Origin of the sequence: Providencia sp. PROV114 (assembly GCF_032704305.1) — a bacterium.
In the GTDB taxonomy this organism is placed as follows: domain Bacteria; phylum Pseudomonadota; class Gammaproteobacteria; order Enterobacterales; family Enterobacteriaceae; genus Providencia; species Providencia rettgeri.
Genome location: NZ_CP120528.1, coordinates 1,332,308 through 1,355,460, shown reverse-complemented (window position 1 = coordinate 1,355,460; position 23,153 = coordinate 1,332,308). Strand labels below are relative to the sequence as shown.

At 41.7% G+C, this 23,153-nt stretch carries 17 protein-coding genes; 5 read left to right on the top strand and 12 right to left on the bottom strand.

Translation table 11 applies throughout. From position 1 onward, the window contains the following. Position 1: 1 nt before the first annotated feature. The 12 genes from mraY to leuO form a co-directional block, all read right to left on the bottom strand. Positions 2-1,084 carry a phospho-N-acetylmuramoyl-pentapeptide-transferase gene (gene mraY, locus P3L37_RS05815; protein ID WP_004262035.1) on the bottom strand — a complete coding sequence of 361 codons (1,083 nt, stop codon included), beginning with the start codon at positions 1,082-1,084 and terminating at the stop codon, positions 2-4. After that, positions 1,078-2,442: a UDP-N-acetylmuramoyl-tripeptide--D-alanyl-D-alanine ligase gene (murF, locus tag P3L37_RS05810; RefSeq protein ID WP_198635043.1), complete on the bottom strand. Its 1,365-nt coding sequence runs from the start codon at positions 2,440-2,442 to the stop codon at positions 1,078-1,080. Before murF ends, mraY begins: the two co-directional genes overlap by 7 nt. Continuing rightward, on the bottom strand, positions 2,439-3,926 hold the full coding sequence (murE, locus tag P3L37_RS05805; RefSeq protein ID WP_272667423.1) for a UDP-N-acetylmuramoyl-L-alanyl-D-glutamate--2,6-diaminopimelate ligase: 1,488 nt from the start codon (positions 3,924-3,926) through the stop codon (positions 2,439-2,441). Before murE ends, murF begins: the two co-directional genes overlap by 4 nt. Next, positions 3,913-5,679: a peptidoglycan glycosyltransferase FtsI gene (gene ftsI, locus P3L37_RS05800; RefSeq protein WP_004913194.1), complete on the bottom strand. Its 1,767-nt coding sequence runs from the start codon at positions 5,677-5,679 to the stop codon at positions 3,913-3,915. Before ftsI ends, murE begins: the two co-directional genes overlap by 14 nt. A gap of 11 nt (positions 5,680-5,690) precedes the next feature. After that, the gene (ftsL, locus tag P3L37_RS05795) at positions 5,691-6,011 is read right to left on the bottom strand and encodes a cell division protein FtsL (protein ID WP_004913196.1); all 321 of its coding nucleotides are present in this window, start codon (positions 6,009-6,011) and stop codon (positions 5,691-5,693) included. Continuing rightward, positions 6,011-6,964 (bottom strand): 16S rRNA (cytosine(1402)-N(4))-methyltransferase RsmH, encoded by a 954-nt coding sequence (gene rsmH / locus P3L37_RS05790; RefSeq protein WP_004913197.1) that lies wholly within the window; start codon positions 6,962-6,964, stop codon positions 6,011-6,013. Before rsmH ends, ftsL begins: the two co-directional genes overlap by 1 nt. 2 nt (positions 6,965-6,966) lie before the next feature. Beyond that, the gene (mraZ, locus tag P3L37_RS05785; RefSeq protein WP_004262043.1) at positions 6,967-7,425 is read right to left on the bottom strand and encodes a division/cell wall cluster transcriptional repressor MraZ; all 459 of its coding nucleotides are present in this window, start codon (positions 7,423-7,425) and stop codon (positions 6,967-6,969) included. 699 nt (positions 7,426-8,124) lie between these two features. Next, on the bottom strand, positions 8,125-9,135 hold the full coding sequence (gene cra / locus P3L37_RS05780) for a catabolite repressor/activator (protein ID WP_004913203.1): 1,011 nt from the start codon (positions 9,133-9,135) through the stop codon (positions 8,125-8,127). Between the two features lie 84 nt (positions 9,136-9,219). Next, the gene (gene ilvN, locus P3L37_RS05775) at positions 9,220-9,711 is read right to left on the bottom strand and encodes an acetolactate synthase small subunit (protein WP_004262045.1); all 492 of its coding nucleotides are present in this window, start codon (positions 9,709-9,711) and stop codon (positions 9,220-9,222) included. Between the two features lie 2 nt (positions 9,712-9,713). After that, the gene (gene ilvI, locus P3L37_RS05770) at positions 9,714-11,441 is read right to left on the bottom strand and encodes an acetolactate synthase 3 large subunit (RefSeq protein ID WP_004913206.1); all 1,728 of its coding nucleotides are present in this window, start codon (positions 11,439-11,441) and stop codon (positions 9,714-9,716) included. Between the two features lie 370 nt (positions 11,442-11,811). After that, positions 11,812-13,644 carry an AMP-dependent synthetase/ligase gene (locus tag P3L37_RS05765; protein WP_222960410.1) on the bottom strand — a complete coding sequence of 611 codons (1,833 nt, stop codon included), beginning with the start codon at positions 13,642-13,644 and terminating at the stop codon, positions 11,812-11,814. Between the two features lie 356 nt (positions 13,645-14,000). Continuing rightward, positions 14,001-14,969 (bottom strand): transcriptional regulator LeuO, encoded by a 969-nt coding sequence (leuO, locus tag P3L37_RS05760; protein WP_004913213.1) that lies wholly within the window; start codon positions 14,967-14,969, stop codon positions 14,001-14,003. Between the two features lie 893 nt (positions 14,970-15,862). Between leuO and leuA the strand changes: the two genes are divergently transcribed. The 5 genes from leuA to sgrR all read left to right on the top strand — a co-directional run bounded on the left by leuA (position 15,863) and on the right by sgrR (position 22,729). Next, positions 15,863-17,440 carry a 2-isopropylmalate synthase gene (leuA, locus tag P3L37_RS05755; protein WP_004262054.1) on the top strand — a complete coding sequence of 526 codons (1,578 nt, stop codon included), beginning with the start codon at positions 15,863-15,865 and terminating at the stop codon, positions 17,438-17,440. Between the two features lie 2 nt (positions 17,441-17,442). Beyond that, positions 17,443-18,531: a 3-isopropylmalate dehydrogenase gene (leuB, locus tag P3L37_RS05750; protein WP_222960408.1), complete on the top strand. Its 1,089-nt coding sequence runs from the start codon at positions 17,443-17,445 to the stop codon at positions 18,529-18,531. 1 nt (position 18,532) lies between these two features. Further along, positions 18,533-19,936 carry a 3-isopropylmalate dehydratase large subunit gene (gene leuC, locus P3L37_RS05745; protein ID WP_004913219.1) on the top strand — a complete coding sequence of 468 codons (1,404 nt, stop codon included), beginning with the start codon at positions 18,533-18,535 and terminating at the stop codon, positions 19,934-19,936. A 7-nt stretch (positions 19,937-19,943) separates the two neighbouring features. Continuing rightward, positions 19,944-20,549 (top strand): 3-isopropylmalate dehydratase small subunit, encoded by a 606-nt coding sequence (leuD, locus tag P3L37_RS05740; protein ID WP_109912697.1) that lies wholly within the window; start codon positions 19,944-19,946, stop codon positions 20,547-20,549. Between the two features lie 500 nt (positions 20,550-21,049). Further along, on the top strand, positions 21,050-22,729 hold the full coding sequence (sgrR, locus tag P3L37_RS05735; protein WP_109912698.1) for an HTH-type transcriptional regulator SgrR: 1,680 nt from the start codon (positions 21,050-21,052) through the stop codon (positions 22,727-22,729). Positions 22,730-23,153: the final 424 nt, after the last annotated feature.

The window sequence follows — 23,153 nt, the reverse complement described above, 5'->3', positions numbered from 1 at the left end:
CTTAACGCACCTTCAAGGTTGCCAGCCCAATGAGGACTAACATTAATGAGATAATCCAGAAGCGCACGATAACGCGAGGTTCTGGCCAACCCTTCAATTCATAATGGTGATGAATTGGTGCCATGCGGAAAATACGTTGCCCGCGCAATTTAAATGAACCGACTTGTAAAATAACGGATAATGTCTCAACCACAAACACACCACCCATAATCACTAATAAAAACTCTTGGCGCAGTAATACAGCGATAGTTCCTAGTGCACCACCAAGAGCCAATGAGCCAACATCACCCATAAATACTTGGGCTGGATATGTGTTAAACCATAAGAAGCCTAACCCTGCCCCCACAATGGCAGTACAGACAATCACTAATTCACCTGCATGTGGTAAAAATGGAATATGTAAGTAACTGGCAAAATTAACATTACCTGTTGCCCATGCCACTAATGCAAAACCTGCAGCGACAAATACCGTTGGCATGATAGCCAAGCCATCCAAACCATCTGTTAGGTTTACTGCGTTACTGGTTCCTACAATCACAAAGTAAGTCAGCAAAATATACAGCATGCCCAGTTGTGGCATCACATCTTTAAAAAATGGCACCACTAGCTGCGTTGCTGGGGTGTCTTTACCAATCGCGTACATGGAAAAGGCAACAATTAACGCAATCACGGATTGCCAAAAATATTTCCAACGTGCGATTAGACCACGAGTGTCTTTACGTACCACTTTACGGTAGTCATCAACAAAACCGACAATGCCATAGCCAACTAACACAAGTAATACACACCAAACATAAGGGTTGTCTAAGCGAGCCCATAACAAAGTTGAAACGGTGATTGAAAATAAAATCAATAACCCGCCCATAGTTGGGGTTCCGCGCTTACTAAAGTGAGACTCAGGGCCTTCATTACGAACGACTTGGCCTATTTGCATTTTTTGTAAATAAGCAATTAAATGCGGCCCCATCCACAAAGCAATGGCAAGTGCCGTCAGCAAACCGACAATGGCCCTGAACGTCAAATAAGAAAAGACGTTCAGAACAGAAAACTTGTGGACCAACATTTCGGCAAGCCAGACTAACATTCGAAGCACTCCTTCAATGCATTCACAACATCTTCCATCGCGGAACTGCGTGAACCTTTAACTAAAATAGAAACAACGTCCTTCTGCTGTGCTAGCGGAATTAGTCGGGTTAATAAATCGGATTTCACTGTGAAATGCTCACCACATTCACTAAATTGGCTGATCAACTCACTTAATTGACCAACACTGAATACTTTGTCTAAGCCTGCTTGTTTAGCGGCGACACCAACACGCTGATGGCAATCTTCTGCATAATCGCCCAGTTCACCCATGTCCCCCACCACTAAGATGCGGTAACCTGGCATTTTTTCGAGAACATGGATTGCTGCGATCATCGAACCATCATTTGCGTTATAAGTGTCGTCTAAAACCACCTTGTGCTCCGCTAAGCGCACAGGGTATAACCGCCCCGGTACCGACTTCGTTTTCGCTAAGCCATTTTTAATATTGTCGAGGCTAGCACCGACTGAAATGGCTAATGCACTCGCCGCTAACACATTAGCGATGTTATGCAGCCCTGGTAATGGCAAGGTGATATCAACACTACCAACGGGAGTGTGTAACACAAAATCCGTTGTCAGCTGGTTCACTTGGATATCAGAAGGATAGAAATCCACTTTTGCTTGTGGCGTTAGTGAGTAATACCAAACGGTTTGACGTGGCTGAAACTGCCACTTTTCACTGTAGCTATCAAGGTTAACAATTGCAGTTCCTTCTTCTGGAATACCTTGATAAATTTCACCTTTCGCTTTAGCAACCCCTTCCGGTGAACCAAAACCCGCTAAGTGTGCAGCAAATAAATTGTTAACTAATGCGGCTTCTGGTTTGACAATATTGGTTGTGTAGGCAATTTCATTTGGATGATTAGCGCCCATTTCTATCACTGCGAAATCATCATCATGGGTTAAACGAAATAGGGTCAAAGGCACACCTATATCGTTGTTTAAATTACCAGCAGTATATAAGGTTTTACCGCGCTCAGATAAAATGGACGCAGTCATTTCTTTGACCGATGTTTTGCCTGAAGACCCCGTTAAGCCAACGACCCGGGCTCTACTCTGCTGACGAACCCATGCAGCCAGTTGGCCCATCGCGATACGCGTGTCTTTCACGATAATTTGTGGGCAATTCACTTCTAGTTTGCGCTCAACGAGTAACGCCTTAGCGCCCGCCATAACGACTTGCTGCGCAAAATCATGGGCGTCGAAGCGTTCACCTTTTAACGCAATGAATAGGCAATTTTCAGCAATTTTACGGCTATCAGTACTAACCGCGCTAACCATTGCATTGGTGTCTGGAGCTGATTCAATCTGCCCTTGGGTAATTTGTGCCAATTGAGCGAGTGTTAAAGGGATCATGCGATTACCCCCAACAAACGAGCTACCGTTAGACGGTCTGAGTAATCTAACTTGCGCTGACCAATAATTTGATAATCTTCGTGCCCCTTACCTGCAATCACAATCACATCATCAGGAGATGCCTGCAAAATAGTGTTTGTCACGGCTTCTGGACGACCCGGTATGGCCAAAGCACGGCTGGAATCTAATAAGCCCGCCATAATATCATTAATAATATCGATAGGGTCTTCACTGCGCGGGTTGTCGTCTGTGATCACGATTTTATCTGCATACTCTTCTGCAGCAGCCCCCATTAGTGGACGCTTGCCTTTGTCACGGTCACCACCGCAACCAAATACACACCATAATTGACCTTTGCAATGTAAGCGTGCTGCCGCTAAAGCTTTTTCTAAGGCATCAGGAGTATGCGCATAATCAACGACGACTGTCGGTTTATTCGGTGCACTGAATACTTCCATACGCCCACATACTGGTGATAATGAAGAGGTAGTAGCCAGCAGTTTATCTAACGGATAATCCATCATTAGTAAAGTTGCCATTGCCACTAATAAATTGCTGACATTAAATGCACCCATTAATGGGCTTTCAAAGCGCCCATTTCCCCATGAGGAATCAAAATGGATGCTGGCACCTTTATCGTGATATTCAACCTCAGTGGCTTTTAACCATGGGCCTTGCCAGTCATTTGGGATACGGTTTTCCATGGTCACTGCGCACGCCTGTGGTAAACGTTGTAGCCATTTCAAGCCAATAGCATCATCCGCATTAATGATTTGCGATTTTGTATTATGCGTGGAAAACAACAGCCATTTTGCGGCTTCATAGCTTTCCATATCGCCATGATAATCAAGGTGATCACGACTTAAATTGGTAAACACCGCGGCATCAAACTGTAAGGCAGCAACTCGGCCTTGCACTAAGCCATGGGAAGACACTTCCATCGCTGTTAATGTCGCTTTTTGGTTCAATAATTGGGTCAATTCAAGTTGGATATCTACCGCAGAGCCGGTAGTATTTTCGCTTGGCGACACATGGCCTAATAGGCCATTACCCACGGTTCCCATTACAGCGCTAGTTTCCCCTAGCCCTTGAGCCCACTGAGCAATTAATTGTGTCGTCGTTGTTTTACCGTTTGTACCCGTCACACCAACGAGTTTCATATTAGCTGATGGCTGCTGATAAAACTCCCCCGCAAGGGCTGATAAACGATTATTCAGGTCATTTAAATAAATGACAGGGACGCCATGAACGAAACGAATTTCACCTTCAACAGTTTCACCTTCCGCTTCCGCTATCACAGCAGAAACCCCTTGAGCAATTGCTTGAGGAATATAGTGTCGCCCATCTGATTGATGGCCTTTTATTGCAATAAACAGATCGCCCGCGGCAGCCTTTCGACTGTCTAGCGTCATCTCACGCAGTGAGATTGGAGTTGTGCTCACACCAAAGGGTGAGAGTAGATCACAAAGATTACGATCTGCCACTTTTAACCTCTTTTTGACTATTTACAATTTCATTTTGTTCATTTGGTTGCAATGCATCGGGTTCAACGTTCATCAACCGTAGAACCCCTCCCATGATTGAACCAAATATCGGTGCAGATACCGCACCACCGTAGTATTTACCTGCACTAGGCTCATTGATGAGCACTACTAACGCATAGCGTGGGTTACTCGCAGGAGCCACACCCGCGGCGTAAGCTAAATATTTTTCAACGTAACGCCCTTCAGGACCCACTTTCTTCGCAGTCCCTGTTTTAATAGCAATGCGATAGCCTTTAATTGCTGCTCGTGCTCCCCCGCCTCCGGGTAAAGCCACACTTTCCATCATATGAACCACTGTTCGCATGATCGGCTCAGGAAAAACACGTGTTCCTGATACAGGAGGGTCAACCTTCGTGATAGATAATGGCCGATAAATACCAAAACTACCGATAGTTGCGTAGGCTCGCGCTAACTGTAACGGTGTTACCATTTGCCCGTAGCCAAAAGAAAAGGTGGCCCTTTCTAAATCAGACCACCGTGTTTTTTTACTTGGAAAGATGCCACTACTTTCCCCGACTAACCCCAGATTAGTCGGCTTGCCAAACCCAAAGCGGCTATACACATCCACCAGCTCAGTGGCAGGCATCGCTAACGCAAGTTTTGAAACACCTACGTTACTCGACTTCTGTAAAATCCCAGTAATTGTTAGTTCAGCATACCGTGCTACGTCTTTGATCTCATGACCACTAATACGATATGGATAAGTATTAATTACTGAGTTTTCTTTAATAATTTTGTTGTGTAGCGCACTCATTACCACCATGGGTTTCACTGTTGAGCCCGGCTCGAAAATATCGGTGATAGCACGGTTACGCATCGCATCCATTGATGTACCCGTTAAATTATTTGGGTTATAGGATGGACTATTTGCCATTGCTAAAATTTCACCGGTATGAACATCCACTAAAATTGCTACGCCCGATTCAGCTTTATTTTCCTGTACACCACGTGTTAATTCACGGTAAACAATGGATTGAATGCGTTCATCAATACTTAATGTCAGATTATGCGCAGCTTGGCTGTCAACAGAGGAAATCGTTTCAATCACTCGCCCATTACGGTCTTTGCGAACTGTACGTTCACCTGGTGCACCTTTTAACCAACGGTCAAAGCTTTTCTCGACACCTTCAATGCCTTCGCCATCAATATTTGTTACCCCCAATAAGTGAGCGGTAACTGGGCCTGATGGATAATAACGACGAGACTCTTTGCGTAAGTAAATACCAGGTATTTTTAGTTTTTTAACGTAATCGCCAATAGATGGGTTAACTTGACGCGCTAAATACACAAAACGGCCTCTTGGATTGGCCGATATTTTGCTGGTAATTTGTTCTAATGGGATCTCAAGGGCATCCGCTAATGCTTTCCAGTGCTCGTCATTGCTGATCCCCCCTTTTTCGAACACTTCTTTGGGGTCAGCCCAAATTGCATTAACTGGCACACTCACCGCCAGTTGCCGCCCTTCTCGGTCGCTGATCATGCCTCGGGAAGTTGCGACTTCTTGCACTCGTAAAGAGCGCATATCGCCTTCTTTCACCAGTTTCTCTGGTGCGATAATTTGCAGATAAGCCACCCGCGTCAGCAACCCTGCTAACGCCAAGACAATGCATCCGCACAGCAAAATAAAGCGCCAGCGGACAAAGCTGGTACTTTCTTCTTGTTTCTTATTTTTCGCTGTTTTTGGTGCTTTCATTAGGAACCTTTTTATTGCTTAGAAACAATAATTTTTTCTTGTGATGGTTCAACTTGTACCATCTGTAATTTTTCAACCGACAAACGTTCTATTCGGCTATGGCTCGCAAGGGCGTTTTCTTCAAGGATCAAATTGCGCCATTCGATATCTAATAAGTCTTTTTCTTCATACAATTTATCTTTAGCTGCCGTTAACAAACGCGTTTCATGTGCGGTAGTCACAACAAAAACGGCACTGATTATAATTGCAGCCAATAAAATCAAAGGAACGATGCCATAACGAAATAAATCACGCCCAATGACGCGAGCTAGGCTGTGCCTTTCTGGAACCATTATTCCGCCGCCTTTTCAGCAAACCGCAACACAGAACTCCGTGCGCGAGGATTTTCGTCAATTTCGTTTTCCGAAGGTTTCATCTTACCTAGGTCACGTAACTGCGCTGCGCCTAACTCTTTAATCTGCGCTTCAGTCAGTGGAATACCGGCTGGCACTGATGGTCCTTTACTATTTTTGCGAATAAACCGTTTTACTAATCTATCTTCCAAAGAATGGAAGCTGATAACCGATAAGCGCCCTTGTGGTGCTAAAACGTTCATAGCGCCTTCTAACGCTTTTTCAATCTCTTCCAATTCGCTATTAATATAAATACGAATCGCTTGGAAGCTACGTGTTGCAGGGTGTTTATGTCGGTCTTTCATCGGACTGACTTTGGCAATTAACTCTGCAAGATGCCGTGTACGTGTTAATGGCTCTTCCTCTGGGTTATGGTTACGTTCAACAATCGCTCTCGCAATTCGTTTCGCAAAACGCTCTTCTCCAAAGGTTTTCAATACCCAAGCAATGTCATCCGCTTCTGCGTCCATCAACCATTGCTGTGCGGATTGCCCTTTGGTTGGGTCCATTCGCATATCTAACGGCCCGTCACGCATAAAGGAAAAACCACGCTCTGGGTCATCTAACTGCGGTGAAGAAACCCCTAAGTCAAGTAATACGCCATCAATTTTCCCTGTTAACCCTTCTTCTTCCACATACTCTGCAATCGCAGAAAATGGGCCATGCTTAATCATAAAACGCGGGTCATCGATAGCCTGTGCCGCTTTTATGGCTTCTGGATCACGGTCAATGGCGATTAACCTTCCTTGTGCGCCAAGCTGGCTTAATATCAACCTTGAATGGCCACCACGACCAAAGGTGCCATCGATATAGATACCGTTAGGTTTAATGTTTAAACCGTTCACGGCTTCATCCAGTAATACTGTTACGTGTTTAAATTGCTGTTGCGTCATCATTAAAGTGACAAATCCTGTAAGCGGGCTGAAAGTGGTTCATTGGTAAGGCGCTCAGCGGCAATATCATCTTCCACTTGCTGATACCAAGTCTGTTCATCCCAAAGTTCAAATTTATTAATCTGGCCAACCAACATGACCTCTTTGGTTAGCCCTGCGTGTTGACGCAATGTACTGGCTAACAAAAGACGCCCCGCGTTGTCCATTTGGCATTCACTTGCATGACCTAATAACAGCCGTTGCACGCGTCGTTCTGCTGGGTTCATCGTCGATAGCCGAGAAAGTTTTTCCTCGATAATCTCCCATTCAGGTAAGGTATAAAGCAACAGGCATGGCTGGTGAAGGTCAATGGTACAAACCATTTGCCCTTTCGATTCCTCGTTCAGCATTCCTCGATAACGAGTTGGCACGGTTAGACGCCCTTTGCTGTCGAGATTAACCAGTGTTGCCCCACGAAACATACCCGATTAAACCCCTTTTATTTTCCACCCACCCACTTTACCCCACAATTCACCACATATAAAGTTTACGAATGGTATGAAAACGTTGTCAAGCCAGTAACATCCGGCTTTAGCTTTATTTACAGAACAATTCAGAAAAAATAAGGGGAGGTAAAATCTAACTTGGAAATAAAATGGGAAATAACAAGTTGATATGATTAACATATTTTATTAAGTATCACCTAAATAAGCGCTAACATAATAGTTTGCTGTAAAATCATACAAATTAATGGAAATTCAACTTATGTCTCATTTTTAATCAGTGTATCTTGTACCGGTTATTTACTTCTGTTGAGTCCTCAAATAGTCATTAATTTTTAAATAGGCCCAAAACGTGCTGCCAATAAAATAAAATCATTACATATCAATAGAATAAATAACTGTTTTAATAAACAGTAATTTAATTCAAAATATTTATCGCACAAATCAGTAATACAACCATAATAAATTTATATTAATTTATTTATCCGATTTAGCTTTCATTTTAAAATCCGCAACAAACCAATTAAGATAAATCCTAAAGTTAAATATTTACCTAATTTTTGCCTATAAAAAAAAAGCCCCTACAAGATAGGGGCCGTTATATTACTCATTATTGTGACCAACATCACTCATTATCGTGTAAATATTCACTGTTCGATTAAAGTTAAGTCTATTTTATTACTGCTTACGACCTAAACTTCCACGGCGACATAAATCACGACGAATACGTGTAATACCAGGTTCTGGTTTTTGCTTTTCATCAAGGCTGGCAAGCACCAATTCTAAGATGCGTTCAGCGATGTCTCTATGGCGCTGTGCCAAAGAAAGCACTGGGCATTCAAGGAAGTCTAATAATTCATTATCACCAAATGTGGCAATAACCATATGCTCAGGTAAACGACCACTGCGCTTCAATGCGACATCTAGCACGCCTTGTAGTAAGGAGAATGATGTTGTAAATAGTGCGTCTGGCATCTTGTTGCCACTATCAAGCCAATGAGCAAAAACCTCTGCGGCTGAATCGCGTTCATAGCTATTTGCATACAGGTAATCAATCTTGCGCGGGTCTTCATGCCATGCTTTACGGAAACCTTGCTCGCGCAGGTAACTGACTGATAATTCAGGTAACGCCCCCAAATACAATACCGATTCAGCTTTAAATTTGCGTAATTCTGCTGAAATCATGAAAGCATCTTCTTGGTCATCACCAACAACACTAATAAAGTGTTCTTTTTCAAGGGCTCTATCCAGTGCGATAATCGGTAAAGAACGATTCGCCCAACGCTGATAGAACGGGTGTTCTGGCGGTAATGCTGTCGAAACAATTATGGCATCAACTTGTCGTTGTAAAAGGTGTTCAACACAACGAATTTCGTTGTCTGGTTGGTCTTCTGAGCATGCTATCAACAATTGATAACCACGCTGACGCGCCTGCCTTTCAAGGTAATTTGCTATACGGGTATAGCTCGTATTTTCCAAGTCAGGGATCACTAACCCTATAGAACGGGTACGCCCTGCTCGTAGCCCCGCAGCAACTGCATTTGGATGGTAATTGTGCTCTCTGACGACTGCCATCACTTTTTCTACAGTTTTATCGCTGACTCGATACTGCTTGGCCTTGCCGTTGATCACATAACTAGCCGTTGTGCGGGAAACACCCGCTAGACGGGCTATCTCATCCAGTTTCACGTTAACCTCTTTACAATTTTGGGAATAGCCCCGAGTCATTCGGGGCCTTAAACGCGATTATTCTACCTTCGGAAGATAAATTTTTCATCGCATAATTTTATCACCGCGCGAAACACCGACGATCCCTGAGCGTACAACTTCAACAATTTCAGCAACACCACGCACTGATTCGATGAAAGCGTCCAGTTTTTCGCTTGTCCCCGCTAGCTGAACGGTATAAAGCGTTGGGGTGACATCAACAATTTGTCCACGGAAAATATCTGCACAGCGCTTCACTTCATCACGCCCATATCCAGAGGCTTGTAGCTTCACTAACATGATTTCACGTTCGATATGTGCTGACGCTGTCAGCTCACTGACGCGCAACACATCAACTAGTTTATGCAATTGTTTCTCAATTTGCTCCAGAACCTTTGCATCCCCTTTAGTTTGGATAGTCATACGTGACAGGGTTGGGTCATCTGTTGGTGCAACGGTCAAACTTTCAATATTATAACCACGTTGAGAGAACAGACCTATGACACGGGACAAAGCACCTGATTCATTTTCTAATAAAACGGATAAAATACGACGCATGATCAGGTCCTCTCTGTTTTGCTCAACCACATTTCATCCATTGCACCACCACGGATCTGCATTGGATAAACGTGCTCAGTTTCATCAATATTGACGTCAACGAAAACTAATCGCTGATTTTCATTCACTTCAACAAGGGCTTGTTTTAGTTTTTCTTCTAGCTCATCAGGTGTTGCTATCGAAATACCAACGTGGCCATACGCTTGTGCTAACTTGATGAAATCAGGCAATGATTGCATGTAAGATTGTGAGTGACGGCCTTGATAAATCATATCCTGCCACTGTTTTACCATGCCTAAAAAACCATTATTTAAGTTGAGCACTAAAACCGGTAAGCCATATTGCAGAGCGGTTGAAAGCTCTTGAATGTTCATCTGGATGCTACCATCCCCTGTCACACAGACAACGGTCGATTTTGGATGCGCTAATTTCACCCCTAGAGCAGCAGGTAAACCAAAGCCCATCGTGCCGAGTCCTCCTGAGTTTATCCAATGGCGAGGTTTATCAAAGGGATAATACAATGCGGCGAACATTTGGTGCTGCCCAACGTCAGACGTTACATACGCTTCACCTTTCGTTAAACGATAAATCATTTCAATGGCTTGCTGTGGTTTAACTTTTGTTTGGCTTGTTTCGTAACGTAAACACTGTTTGCTGCGCCATTGCTCAATTTCTTTCCACCACGCAGTGAGTGCTTGGTTGTCTTGTTTGGCTGAAGCTTGGTCTAACTGACCTAACATTTGTTTTAATGTGAGTTTTGCATCGCCAACAATTGGGATATCGGCATTGACCGTTTTTGAGATAGACGTTGGGTCAACATCAATTTGAATGACGGTCGCATTTGGGCAATATTTTTCTAAATTGTTCGTTGTTCTATCATCAAAACGAACACCAACAGCAAAAATCACATCCGAGTTATGCATCACCTTGTTGGCTTCATAGGTTCCATGCATCCCAAGCATTCCCACGGATTGCTTGTGCGTTTCTGGGAAAGCCCCTAATCCCATTAAGGTTGATACCACCGGTAATTGCAGTTTTTCTGCCAACTCTATAAGTTCAGCAGAGCAATTCGCGTTAATCGCCCCTCCGCCAATATAGAAAACTGGTTTTTTGGCTGAAACCAATTTAGTTAATGCTTTTTTGATTTGGCCTTTGTGTCCTTGTAATGTAGGGTTATAAGACCGCAAAGAAACGTTCTCTGGATAACGGTAAGCAAACTTCAAAGCTGGGTTAACGGTGTCCTTAGGAAAATCAATCACCACAGGCCCTGGACGGCCACTTGCTGCAATATAAAACGCTTTCTTGATGGTTTCAGGAATTTCTTCTGCGCTTTTAATTAAAAAACTGTGCTTGACTATTGGCCTTGAAATTCCAACCATATCGCATTCTTGAAACGCATCGTTACCAATTAGCGAGCTTGCAACCTGCCCTGATAACACCACCATTGGTACGGAGTCCATATAAGCCGTCGCAATACCGGTAATCGCATTTGTTGCCCCAGGACCAGATGTCACTAAAACAACCCCAACATCCCCTGTTGAGCGTGCATAACCATCTGCCATATGAACGGCGGCTTGTTCATGGCGCACTAAAATATGTTCTACCCCACCAACTGTATGAAGTGCATCATAAATATCTAATACCGCACCGCCTGGATAACCAAACACGTGCTTTACTCCTTGGTCAATCAACGACTTGACGACCATTTCCGCTCCCGACAACATCTCCATGAGTTTGCCCCCAGACATTATTTGCAAGTGAAGAGGTATGAACTACCTCTTTATTTTTATCATTAAAATTGTGAAATTCGTGCTATTAACATATCGCTCTGGCTGAAACGAAGCAAACACCATTTCAGTGCAAGGATCACGAAACTTTCACATCATCTTGAACATGGGTATTTGATAGATAAATTGACTGCGTATAAAAATAATGGGAGAAAGAATGACTGCTATGAATGGAAAAACAGTGCAACTTTAATTAGTTGGAACCATTCTGATTTTAATATTAAGTGATAATCTGAATAAATAAATATGAATAGAACAAAAACAAGACCTGACCTACCCATAATACAGGTAAGTCAGGTAATTAGATGGTAAATTATTCTTTGTACATCGATTCAATTTCTAATTGATAGCGCTCAGAAATAATTTTACGGCGCAGTTTCAACGTCGGCGTTAATTCACCTTTTTCCATTGAAAATGTGGTAGGTAGTAATATAAAACGCTTAACTTGGTGGAAATTATCGATATTTTTTTGCAAATCTTTTAAACGGCTCTCAAATAAGGCCACAATATTTGAGTCTTTTAAGAGCTCTAAACGATCTCGATATTTCAGGTTTATTGAATGGGCATATTCTTCTAAGCTGTCATAACAAGGCACGATCAGCGCTGAAACAAACTTGCGTGCATCCGCAATAACTGCAATGTGTTCAATAAACTTGTCTTGCCCTAATACCCCTTCAATCATCTGTGGTGCAATATATTTTCCGTTAGATGTTTTCATTAAATCTTTTAGCCTATCCGTAATATATAAATTGCCTTGTTCGTCAATCTTTCCTGCATCACCCGTTTTTAGCCAGCCATCTGCTGTAAACGTATCCAAGGTTTCAATTGGTCGATTGAAATAGCCTTTCATGACCACTGGCCCTTTTACTTGTATTTCATCGTCTTTACCAATACGCACTGAAACAGAAGATAGTGGTGTACCTATCGAACCTAATGGGTATTTACCTTCTTCCCAGCAAGATACCGTGGCACAGGTTTCTGACATACCATAGCCATATTTAATATTTACCCCTGCTGAAAGGAAAAATGCAATCACATCGTCATCAAGACGGGCGCCAGCTGCTGGCATGAAACGAATTCGACCGCCTAACCCTTCGCGAATTCTACTGAGAACCAGTTTATCAACCATCGGAAAAATAGCGCGGTTAACTAAAGAGGGTTTGTGGCCTTTTGCTAAGACTTTCACACGGCGCTTGCCAAGAGATATTGCACAGCGAAATAGCGCCCTACGGATGAGAGGTGCTTTGGCCACTTTACTGTGTATTGCTGAATAAACTTTTTCATAAAAACGGGGAACCGCACACATCACAGTCGGTTTTACTTCCGTTAATGCTTCTCGAACTTGATTGGTGTCTGTTAAATAAACGTTTAACGCCCCAACGTGCATAACGTAAAAGCTCCACGCACGTTCAAAAACATGTGAAAGTGGTAAAAAACTTAAAGAAACATCATCAGCAGTTAGTTGTAATCGTTCGTCATGGAGATACAGTTGGGCAGCCATGTTGTAGTAATCCAACATAACGCCTTTGGGCTCCCCAGTAGTGCCTGATGTATAAATGATGGTAAATAAATCACCGAGATTATGTGCAGCGATGCGCTCATCAAGTTCCGTTTGGTATGCGGTTTGTGCTTGCGCCATAAATGTGGATAAATGCAGGGTGTCGATTGAAATATCAGCCAACTCAACATTGTCGTTCATCACGATAATCGTCGTTAATTGAGGACAAAGAGCTGGCAATTGGCATGCAACTTGATATTGCATATCGTCCCCAACAAACAACACTTTAATATTGGCATCATTAATAATATACGCCGCTTGCTCAACACTGCTAGTTGCATAAAGTGGCACTGTGACAGCCCTAATTTGTAACGCGGCAAAGTCAACCAATGACCAATTCATGCTGTTATGGGCAAATAACCCAATATTTTCTTGTGTGATAACGTTTAATGCTAAGAGACGACGAGAAATCGCTGATGTGTGATCGCCTACCTCGCCCCAAGTTAATGAGCTCTGTTGCCCGTTATCCCATTGACTGAAAGCTATCCGGTTCGCCGATTCGTGCGCAGTAACCCTGCTACGTAAGCGATTAACCAAGTGGTATGGATATAGATTTTCAGTAATCAAAGTGTATTCCCTATAGGTCATTATCGATATAAGTTACTCGGTAGATTCACAAGCACTTAACTATTCTTATTATTTCAGCTTACAAGTGTTAGCTGAATATTCGCAGTGTATCGACTAAAGAGATGCGTGAAAAGCATTTATATGTAAATTTTGTGCAAATGTTATGTCTGCTACAAAACTCATCATAACGCTCACGATAATGAGTTAATTACCTTGTTGGCGTATCTATCTTTGTTATAAGCACGTCTATAGAAATATAGAGGTTATTGGCTTTAAGGGGCAATTTCATTTGTTATTGCCCCTTAACAATATGCGTTATTTATTGCTCACAATGTCTGAGCTCGCCAACAACCTCTAACAATTTTTAAATAGGAGTACTATGCAGCAACAGCCTGTTCAGAGAGTTCCTCAATCAACTGATTAAATTGAGATTTCATCCATTGATGGCCTTTATCCCTAACCGTTGATTCATGCCAAGTTAAATAGCAAGGCAGTGTATCTCGAAGCCAAGGCAACGTTAATGTCCGTAATTTTAGTTGTCCAAAGTAATGACTCACTAGCCATTTTGGCACAATAGCGACGAGATCAGTTTGAGCAACAAGACTCAGGACACTATTTAAGTCAGTACCTTGATAGCTAATCGTATGCGATAACTCAGTATTATTATAATAAGGTTTACTAAATGATCCCATGTTATCCATTGACATAATAGCATGACGTTCATTATTTAATTCAATTTCAGAAATTGAATTACCAATACGTGGGTGATGACTAGCCACCACTAATACCAATTCATCATCAAATAAAACCTGATGTTGAAATTCTGTCTTTTCTAATTGATTATAGCCAAGGAAAAAATCCATTTCTTGGTATTTTAATTGATGAGCAATTTTATTATCCATAAAAGAATGAATGACTATATTAATATTAGGCGAAACTACCTTAAATTTTTCGACAATAATAGCAGCTAGACGAATATCTAACGGTGAACAAATAGATAAATTAAATACTCGATCACTAGTTTGTGGATTGAAACCTGCACTAGGTAATTCATTATGAACTAATTGTAATGCTTGCCTAATAGGCCCGAACAGTTGCTTAGCACGAGATGTCGGCTGAATACCACGCCCATACCGGACAAACAACTCATCATTAAACATTGATTTTAAACGTGAAACTGCGTTACTCACCGCAGGTTGAGACATCCCTAGAACTTGCGCTGCTTTTGTTACGTTTTGCATCTGCATAACCACGTCAAAAACCGTTAATAGGTTGAGATCAACATTACGTAAATGAATATCGCTACTGTCTTTTTTAGCTGTTGAAATTGTATCAAAATCAGTCATTTTTTACTCCACTAATATATTTATCATTTTTCATTAACGAAAAGAGTCATTCATCTTAAAAAACCGACGAATATATAAATTCATTAAATATTATTCTTAAAACAACTTATAGATAATAAGTCATTTCGCTTTCCCTGCATTTATTAAAACGACGTTTATATTACTTTACCTATTAATTAAACTTGCAGTATAAATATCATTATAAAACGTAAATATTCATCAAAATAATGAATGATAACCACTTATTAGCATTGCAATCACTCACCGTAAAAATAATAAAGCAATTTTTGCAAGAAATCATAATAAATCGTATGTAGAATCAATAAATATTCTCATTATCAGATTATTTTTTAAATACTCATTTATTAGATAATTAACTTAATTAAAAAGTATTGGCGAAGATGATTCATTCCCTACCTTGAGTCTCACCTTACATCAAAAAATAAAAATTGCATAAAAATCAATAACTTTAATCATGAAAGCATTTGAATGAGCATAGCAAAAGAATTTTACCCTTATAACAACGCAAAAATCCAGACAAAACAGAAGGGATACACAAAAAAACAGCAACAACCACCAGCCAGAAGCCATAATTCATGATTGGTAAAAATATGCTAAAAATCTATTATTGACATTAACTTTAAGATAACGTATCAATAAATACAGTTTGATTAAGATACTCAAGAGAGACAGTTAAAAATGACATTTTCTATTCGCCTACTAAGCCTACTACTACTCGCATTAAATTTGCGCGGTATGCTTATGGACGAAAAATAGAAACAAACTGTCCACAAACATTAAAAACCCGCGCAACCCGCGGGTTTTTTTATGCCTGCGGCTTTGGAAGAACATAACTCTCAGCAAAAAACAAAATTCGATATGAGGAACACAATATGAGCAACCAAGTCATTATCTTCGATACCACCTTACGCGACGGTGAGCAGGCATTACAGGCAAGTTTGTCAGTCAAAGAAAAATTACAAATTGCCTTCGCATTAGAGCGTTTAGGGGTTGATATCATTGAAGCGGGTTTCCCAGTCTCTTCACCGGGTGACTTCGAATCCGTACAAACCATCGCGAGAGAAATCAAAAACAGCCGAATTTGTGCATTAGCGCGTTGTATTGAAAATGACATTGATGTTGCAGCTGAGTCATTAAAGGTTGCCGAAGCCTTTCGTATCCATATTTTCTTAGCTACCTCCAATTTACATATGGAGAAGAAATTAAATAAATCCTTTGATGGCGTAATGGATATGGCAATTAATTCCATTAAGCGCGCAAGACGCTATACCGATGACGTTGAATTCTCCTGTGAAGATGCGGGCCGTACTGACCCTGATAATTTATGTCGTATCGTAGAAACGGCTATTAATGCAGGTGCAACAACAATCAATATTCCAGATACTGTAGGTTATACAACACCTTACCAGTTTGGCGGAATTATCACTGATTTGTATAACCGTGTGCCAAATATCGATAAAGCTGTTATTTCTGTGCATTGCCATGATGATTTAGGGATGTCAGTTGCTAACTCAATCAGTGCTGTGCAAGCCGGTGCCCGCCAAGTTGAAGGTACCATCAATGGCTTAGGCGAACGCGCCGGCAACACGGCATTGGAAGAAGTGATTATGGCCATTAAACTGCGCGAACAAATGTTGAATGTGCATACCAATATTAATCACAAAGAAATTTACCGTACCAGCCAATTAGTTAGCCAATTATGTAATACACCAATTCCAGCTAATAAAGCCGTTGTGGGTAGTAACGCATTTGCTCACTCATCAGGTATTCACCAAGACGGTGTGTTGAAAAATCGTGAAACCTACGAAATCATGACACCAGAGTCTATCGGCTTAAAAGAACAACAATTAAATTTAACCTCACGTTCAGGCCGTGCCGCTGTTAAACACCGTATGGAGGAAATGGGGTATCACGAAGGTAAAGACTTCAAATTGGATGAATTGTATACTGCATTTTTGAATTTAGCTGATAAAAAAGGTCAAGTCTTTGACTATGACTTAGAAGCCTTAGCTTTCTTTACGAAACAACAAGATGAAACTGACCACTTCGTGATGGACTATTTCAGTACACAATCAGGCTCTAGTATTGTTGCAACAGCAACAGTCAAAATGCAGTGTGGCGATGAAGTGAAGTCTGAAGCGGCGACCGGTAATGGCCCCGTTGATGCCATCTACCAAGCCATCAGCAACATCACACAATTCCCTATGAAATTAGTCTCGTACCAGTTATCTGCTAAGGGCCATGGTGAAAATGCGTTAGGCCAAGTGGATATCGTGGTTGAATGCCATAACCGTAAGTTCCACGGGATGGGATTAGCAACAGATATCGTCGAATCTTCAGCGAAAGCCATGGTGCATGTATTAAATAGCATTTGGCGCTCTGAACAAGTTGAAAAAGAAAAACAAAAAATAAATCAAGAATCACAATCAAACACAAAGGAAGCAGTTTAACAATGTCTAACTATAAAATTGCCGTATTACCGGGAGATGGCATCGGTCCAGAAGTGATGGCGCAAGCTCACAAGGTTTTAGCCGCTATCAGTAAACGTTTTGCAATAACAATTAACACCACTGAATACGATGTTGGCGGCGCGGCAATCGACAAACACGGTGAACCGTTACCGCAGGCTACAGTAACAGGTTGTGAGGAAGCTGATGCGGTATTATTTGGCTCTGTCGGTGGGCCTAAATGGGAACACTTACCACCTGATAGCCAGCCTGAACGCGGTGCATTATTACCTTTACGTAAGCATTTTAAATTATTCAGTAATTTACGCCCTGCTCGCTTATATCAAGCATTAGAAGCATTTTGCCCATTACGTGCAGACATCGCAGCTCAAGGTTTCGATATTCTTTGTGTCCGTGAATTAACCGGTGGAATTTACTTCGGTCAACCGAAAGGCCGCAAAGGTGAAGGCCAAGAAGAATATGCATTTGATACTGAAGTTTATCACCGCTATGAAATCGAGCGTATCGCGCGTATTGCTTTTGAATCGGCTCGCAAACGTAATAACAAAGTCACATCAATCGATAAAGCAAACGTGTTGCAAAGTTCAGTATTATGGCGTGAAGTGGTCAACCAAATTGCTCAAGAATATCCAGATGTTGAAGTCAGCCATATGTATATCGATAACGCAGCAATGCAAATGATCAAAGCCCCATCTCAATTTGATGTGGTGTTATGTTCTAACTTGTTCGGCGATATCATTTCTGATGAATGTGCGATGATCACCGGTTCTATGGGCATGTTACCTTCTGCAAGCTTGAATGAAGCTGGATTTGGTTTATATGAACCTGCAGGCGGCTCTGCACCAGATATTGCAGGAAAAAATATTGCCAACCCAATTGCACAAATTTTATCTGCTTCCATGCTGTTAAGATTTAGCTTAGACCAAACGGATGCGGCAGATGTCATCGAGCGTGCAGTCAATAAAGCCTTAGAAGAAGGTTATAGAACATCAGACTTAGCAGGTGCAGGTCAGTCAATAAGTACCAGTGAAATGGGCGATATTATTGCTCGTTATATTGCAGAAGGGGTTTAACATGGCCAAGACTTTATATCAAAAATTGTATGATGCCCACGTTGTCCGTGAGGTCGAAAATGAAATCCCTTTGATTTATATCGATCGTCACTTGGTACATGAAGTTACATCACCTCAAGCATTTGATGGTTTGAGAACTAAAAAACGCCCATTGCATCAACCAAGTAAAACATTTGCCACCATGGATCACAACGTATCGACGCAAACCAAAGATATTAATGCTTGTGGCGATATGGCTCGTATTCAAATGCAAGAGTTAATGAAAAACTGTAAAGAGTTTGGCGTAACTTTATATGATTTGAATCACCCATACCAAGGTATTGTCCATGTGATGGGGCCTGAGCAAGGTATCACTTTACCCGGTATGACCATTGTATGTGGAGACTCCCACACCGCAACACACGGTGCATTTGGCTCATTAGCCTTTGGTATCGGGACGTCAGAAGTTGAGCACGTGATGGCGACCCAAACACTGAAACAAGCACGCGCTAAAACAATGAAAATTGAAGTCGTCGGCAAAGCTCCTGCTGGCATTACTGCAAAAGATATCGTTTTAGCAATTATCGGTACAACTGGCAGCGCAGGCGGTACTGGCTATATTGTTGAGTTTTGCGGTGAAGCCATCGAAAACTTGAGCATGGAAGGCCGTATGACGGTATGCAACATGGCTATTGAATTAGGTGCGAAAGCGGGGATTATCGCACCAGATGAAACCACCTTTGCCTATATGAAAGGTCGCCAATTTGCACCTAAAGGCCAACAGTGGGACGACGCGGTTGCGTATTGGAAAACGTTAAAAACTGATGATGATGCACAATTTGATAAAGTCATTACTATTCAAGCAAGTAGCATCGCACCACAAGTCACATGGGGAACTAACCCGGGGCAAGTAATTGCCATTAACCAACCGATACCTGCCCCAGAATCATTTGCAGACCCTGTTGAGCGTGCTTCTGCGGAGAAAGCATTAGCTTACATGGGGTTAGAGTCCGGTATTAAATTATCTGATGTAAAAATTGATAAAGTATTTATTGGTTCATGTACTAATTCGCGTATTGAAGATTTACGTGCAGCAGCTGCAATTGCTAAAGGAAAAAAAGTTGCCAATGGCGTGCAAGCCATCGTTGTTCCGGGATCTGGCCCTGTTAAAGCCCAAGCGGAACAAGAAGGTTTAGATAAAATTTTCATTGAAGCGGGCTTTGAATGGCGTTTACCTGGATGCTCTATGTGCTTAGCGATGAATAACGACCGTTTAAACCCTGGCGAACGCTGTGCATCAACCAGTAACCGTAACTTTGAAGGTCGCCAAGGTCGAGCAGGCCGTACTCACTTAGTTAGCCCAGCAATGGCGGCTGCAGCAGCGATTAATGGCCATTTTGCTGATGTACGTGATATTCAAATCTAAGGAGAAAATGATGGAAAAGTTTATTACACACGTCGGGATTGTTGCTCCTTTAGATGCAGCCAATGTGGATACTGATGCCATTATCCCTAAACAATTTTTGCAAAAAGTGACTCGCACTGGTTTTGGCCAACACTTGTTTAATGACTGGCGTTTTTTAGATGAGAACGGGCAACAACCTAACCCTGATTTCGTCTTAAATAAGCCAGTTTTCAAAGGGGCAAGTATTTTATTAGCTCGTGAAAACTTTGGTTGCGGTTCATCCCGTGAGCACGCACCTTGGGCATTGACTGACTTTGGTATTCAAGTGGTTATCGCCCCAAGTTTTGCTGATATTTTTTATGGCAACTCGTTCAACAACCAATTATTACCAATTAAATTAAGTGAAACCGAAGTAGATGAGCTGTTTAACTATGTTAATGACCATGAAGGTTGCCAGTTTACGGTAGACTTAGAAGCTCAAACAGTAACTGCGGGTGATAAAACCTATCATTTTGAAATTGATAGCTTCCGTCGCCACTGCATGATGAATGGTTTGGATAGTATTGGTTTGACGTTGCAGCATGTCGACCAAATCAAGGATTTTGAGCAGCAAATCCCTGCATTCATGAGCTAAGATACTCGTCATATTTCACGTGGCGTGGGTGTTAGCATCGCTCGGCTACACGCCACATGAACTATTTAGAGTATCCCACATTCAGATTTTTTACTCCCATAAATGCGGAACCTGTCAATATTTACCAGCTTTACACTCCTTAGTCACTTCCCCATTAATTTCTTCCTGTATAATTAATAACAAAATAAGATTTTTGCTTTTAACTGAACAATTTTTTCTAAATAGTTCGCGTTATAGCAAGGCGGCAAGTGAGGATACGCCTAGGAGCATACATAAGTATGTGACTAGGGTAGCTGAACGAAGCTAACACAGCTATAACGAGAAATATGACGAAAAAATAAAAAAAAGCCGGTAAAAACCGGCTCGGTGATAATACACCATTACTCTAAATGGGGGAGTCGGCCTGCAACTGCAGACCAAACGAGCTACTTACTACCTTCTATTATCGTGAGAATTTAGGAAATTAAAATTGATGTATTTTTTGCCGGAGTTCCTCTTTTATGTCTAATTCGCGATTACAAACCCAATTCATTCGTCTCTGGCAACATTTTCAGGGCCAAGACAGTGAAACAACACTACAAGACATCGCTGATACGCTGTTTTGCTCTCGCCGTCATGTCCGTACTCTGCTTAATAATATGCAGTCACAAGGTTGGCTTAGTTGGCAGGCAGAGTCTGGTCGAGGAAAACGCTCTACCCTTATTTTTCATGTTAATGGCTTGGAGCTACAGCAGGCACAGGCTGAACAACTACTCAAAGAAGAAAGTATTGAAAAACTTGTCGCCCTAGTGGGTGATAAGGAAACCATTCGTCAAATGGTATTGTCTGAACTGGAACGCAGCTATCGACAAGGTAAGAATTTATTACGAATTATTTATTATCGAGATTTCCCGACATTGCTTCCTGGTGCGCCAATGCGCCGCTCAGAAATTCACTTGATGAGCCAAATATTTAATGGCCTTACCCATATAAATGAGGAAAAAGGGGAAGTAGAAGATGGCCTTGCCCACCATTGGCAATCCACCAGCGATACCCAATGGCGTTTTTATTTACGCCCCGCTATTTATTTCCATCATGGGCGAGAAATGGTTACCGACGATATTATTTATTCCCTTTTACGCTTAAAAACCTGTTGGCCGCTATTCTCACATATTCAATCCGTTAGCTCACCGCAGCCTTATGTCATTGATATCACGTTAAGTGAGCCTGATAAACAACTACCTTGGTTATTAGGTAGCCACCATGCCGCCATTTTACCGAAAGAGTGGGAGAGCCTCGAAAACTTTAGCCGTTCCCCAATCGGCACTGGCCCTTATCAAGTAGAAAAAAACTTGCCACAAAAGCTGACCATTACGGCTTTCGACCGCTATTTTGGCTATCGTGCGCTACTCGATGAAGTGACCATTTGGGTAGTTCCTGAACTCTCTGAGCAAATGGTCTGTACAACATTAAAAATGGATGGTGATAAGCACCATAATGGCTCGCTCGAAAGTCGTATGGAAGAAGGCTGTTATTTCCTGTTAATGGATCAGCGTTCACCGATAGCTCAGCGTGAAGATGTTCGTAAGTGGTTATGTAGCTTTTTAACCCCTGTCAACCTACTTGCACATTGCGAACCTTTTTATCAGCGCCATTGGGCACCTGCTTATGGCCTGTTACTCCATTGGCATCACAGTAAAATGCTAACCTTGTTTCCCAAGCCTGAAGATTTAACTGAGCTTACTGTCACTTTTTATCGCCACCACCATGAGTTCTACGCAATTAGCCAAATTATGAAACGGGTTTTACAGATGCAAGGTGTGGAACTTAAGATCAATATCATTGATTACGATGATTGGTTTAATGGCAATGGAGAAAGTGATATTTGGTTAGCAACAGCTAACTTTTTTAAACCTCTCGAATTTTCCATCTTTGCAACCTTGTACGAAATGCCATTGCTACGACAATGCCTTAATAACCCTCTCAGCAATGAACTTAATCTGTGGCGTAATAACCAATTAGATGTCGAAGCTTGGTGTGAAAGCTTAGTTGACTCACAAATCTTTCACCCCGTTTTTCATCATTGGCTTGAATTGCAAGGCCAAAAAACCATGCGCGGTGTACGAATGAATACCTTTGGCTGGTTTGATTTTAAATCTGCGTGGTTTAAACCGTCTGAGGATAACCTAGAAAAATATTGATAGTTATAAACAGATGAAATGAATAATAAGGATGTTATTCACTTTTTCTGTGGATATCCATGTGAACAACCTCATGGTAATCAGGGTATATCCCCAAGTCGCTTTTTTATCAAAAAAAAGCACAGTTGAATAATCACTGATAAATCAAACAAATAAATAGCAAAATAGCCTTTCATCCACTGACTACTTTTTTAACTAACATGCTTAGGACTTTAACTGAGCAAAGATCAAACAACGTTGTATTTATCCACAAGATATGTGCTTAACTTACTCATATTTTGTGATTTGTGTCATAAAAACCGTTTCGTCAAGGCTGTAAATACACACAGTAATCTCTATTTTTCACAGTTATCCAGAAATCCTGTGGATAACCTAGTGCATGATCCTGTGATTATCTTGGGATGAACTTGAATAACCTCTGTAA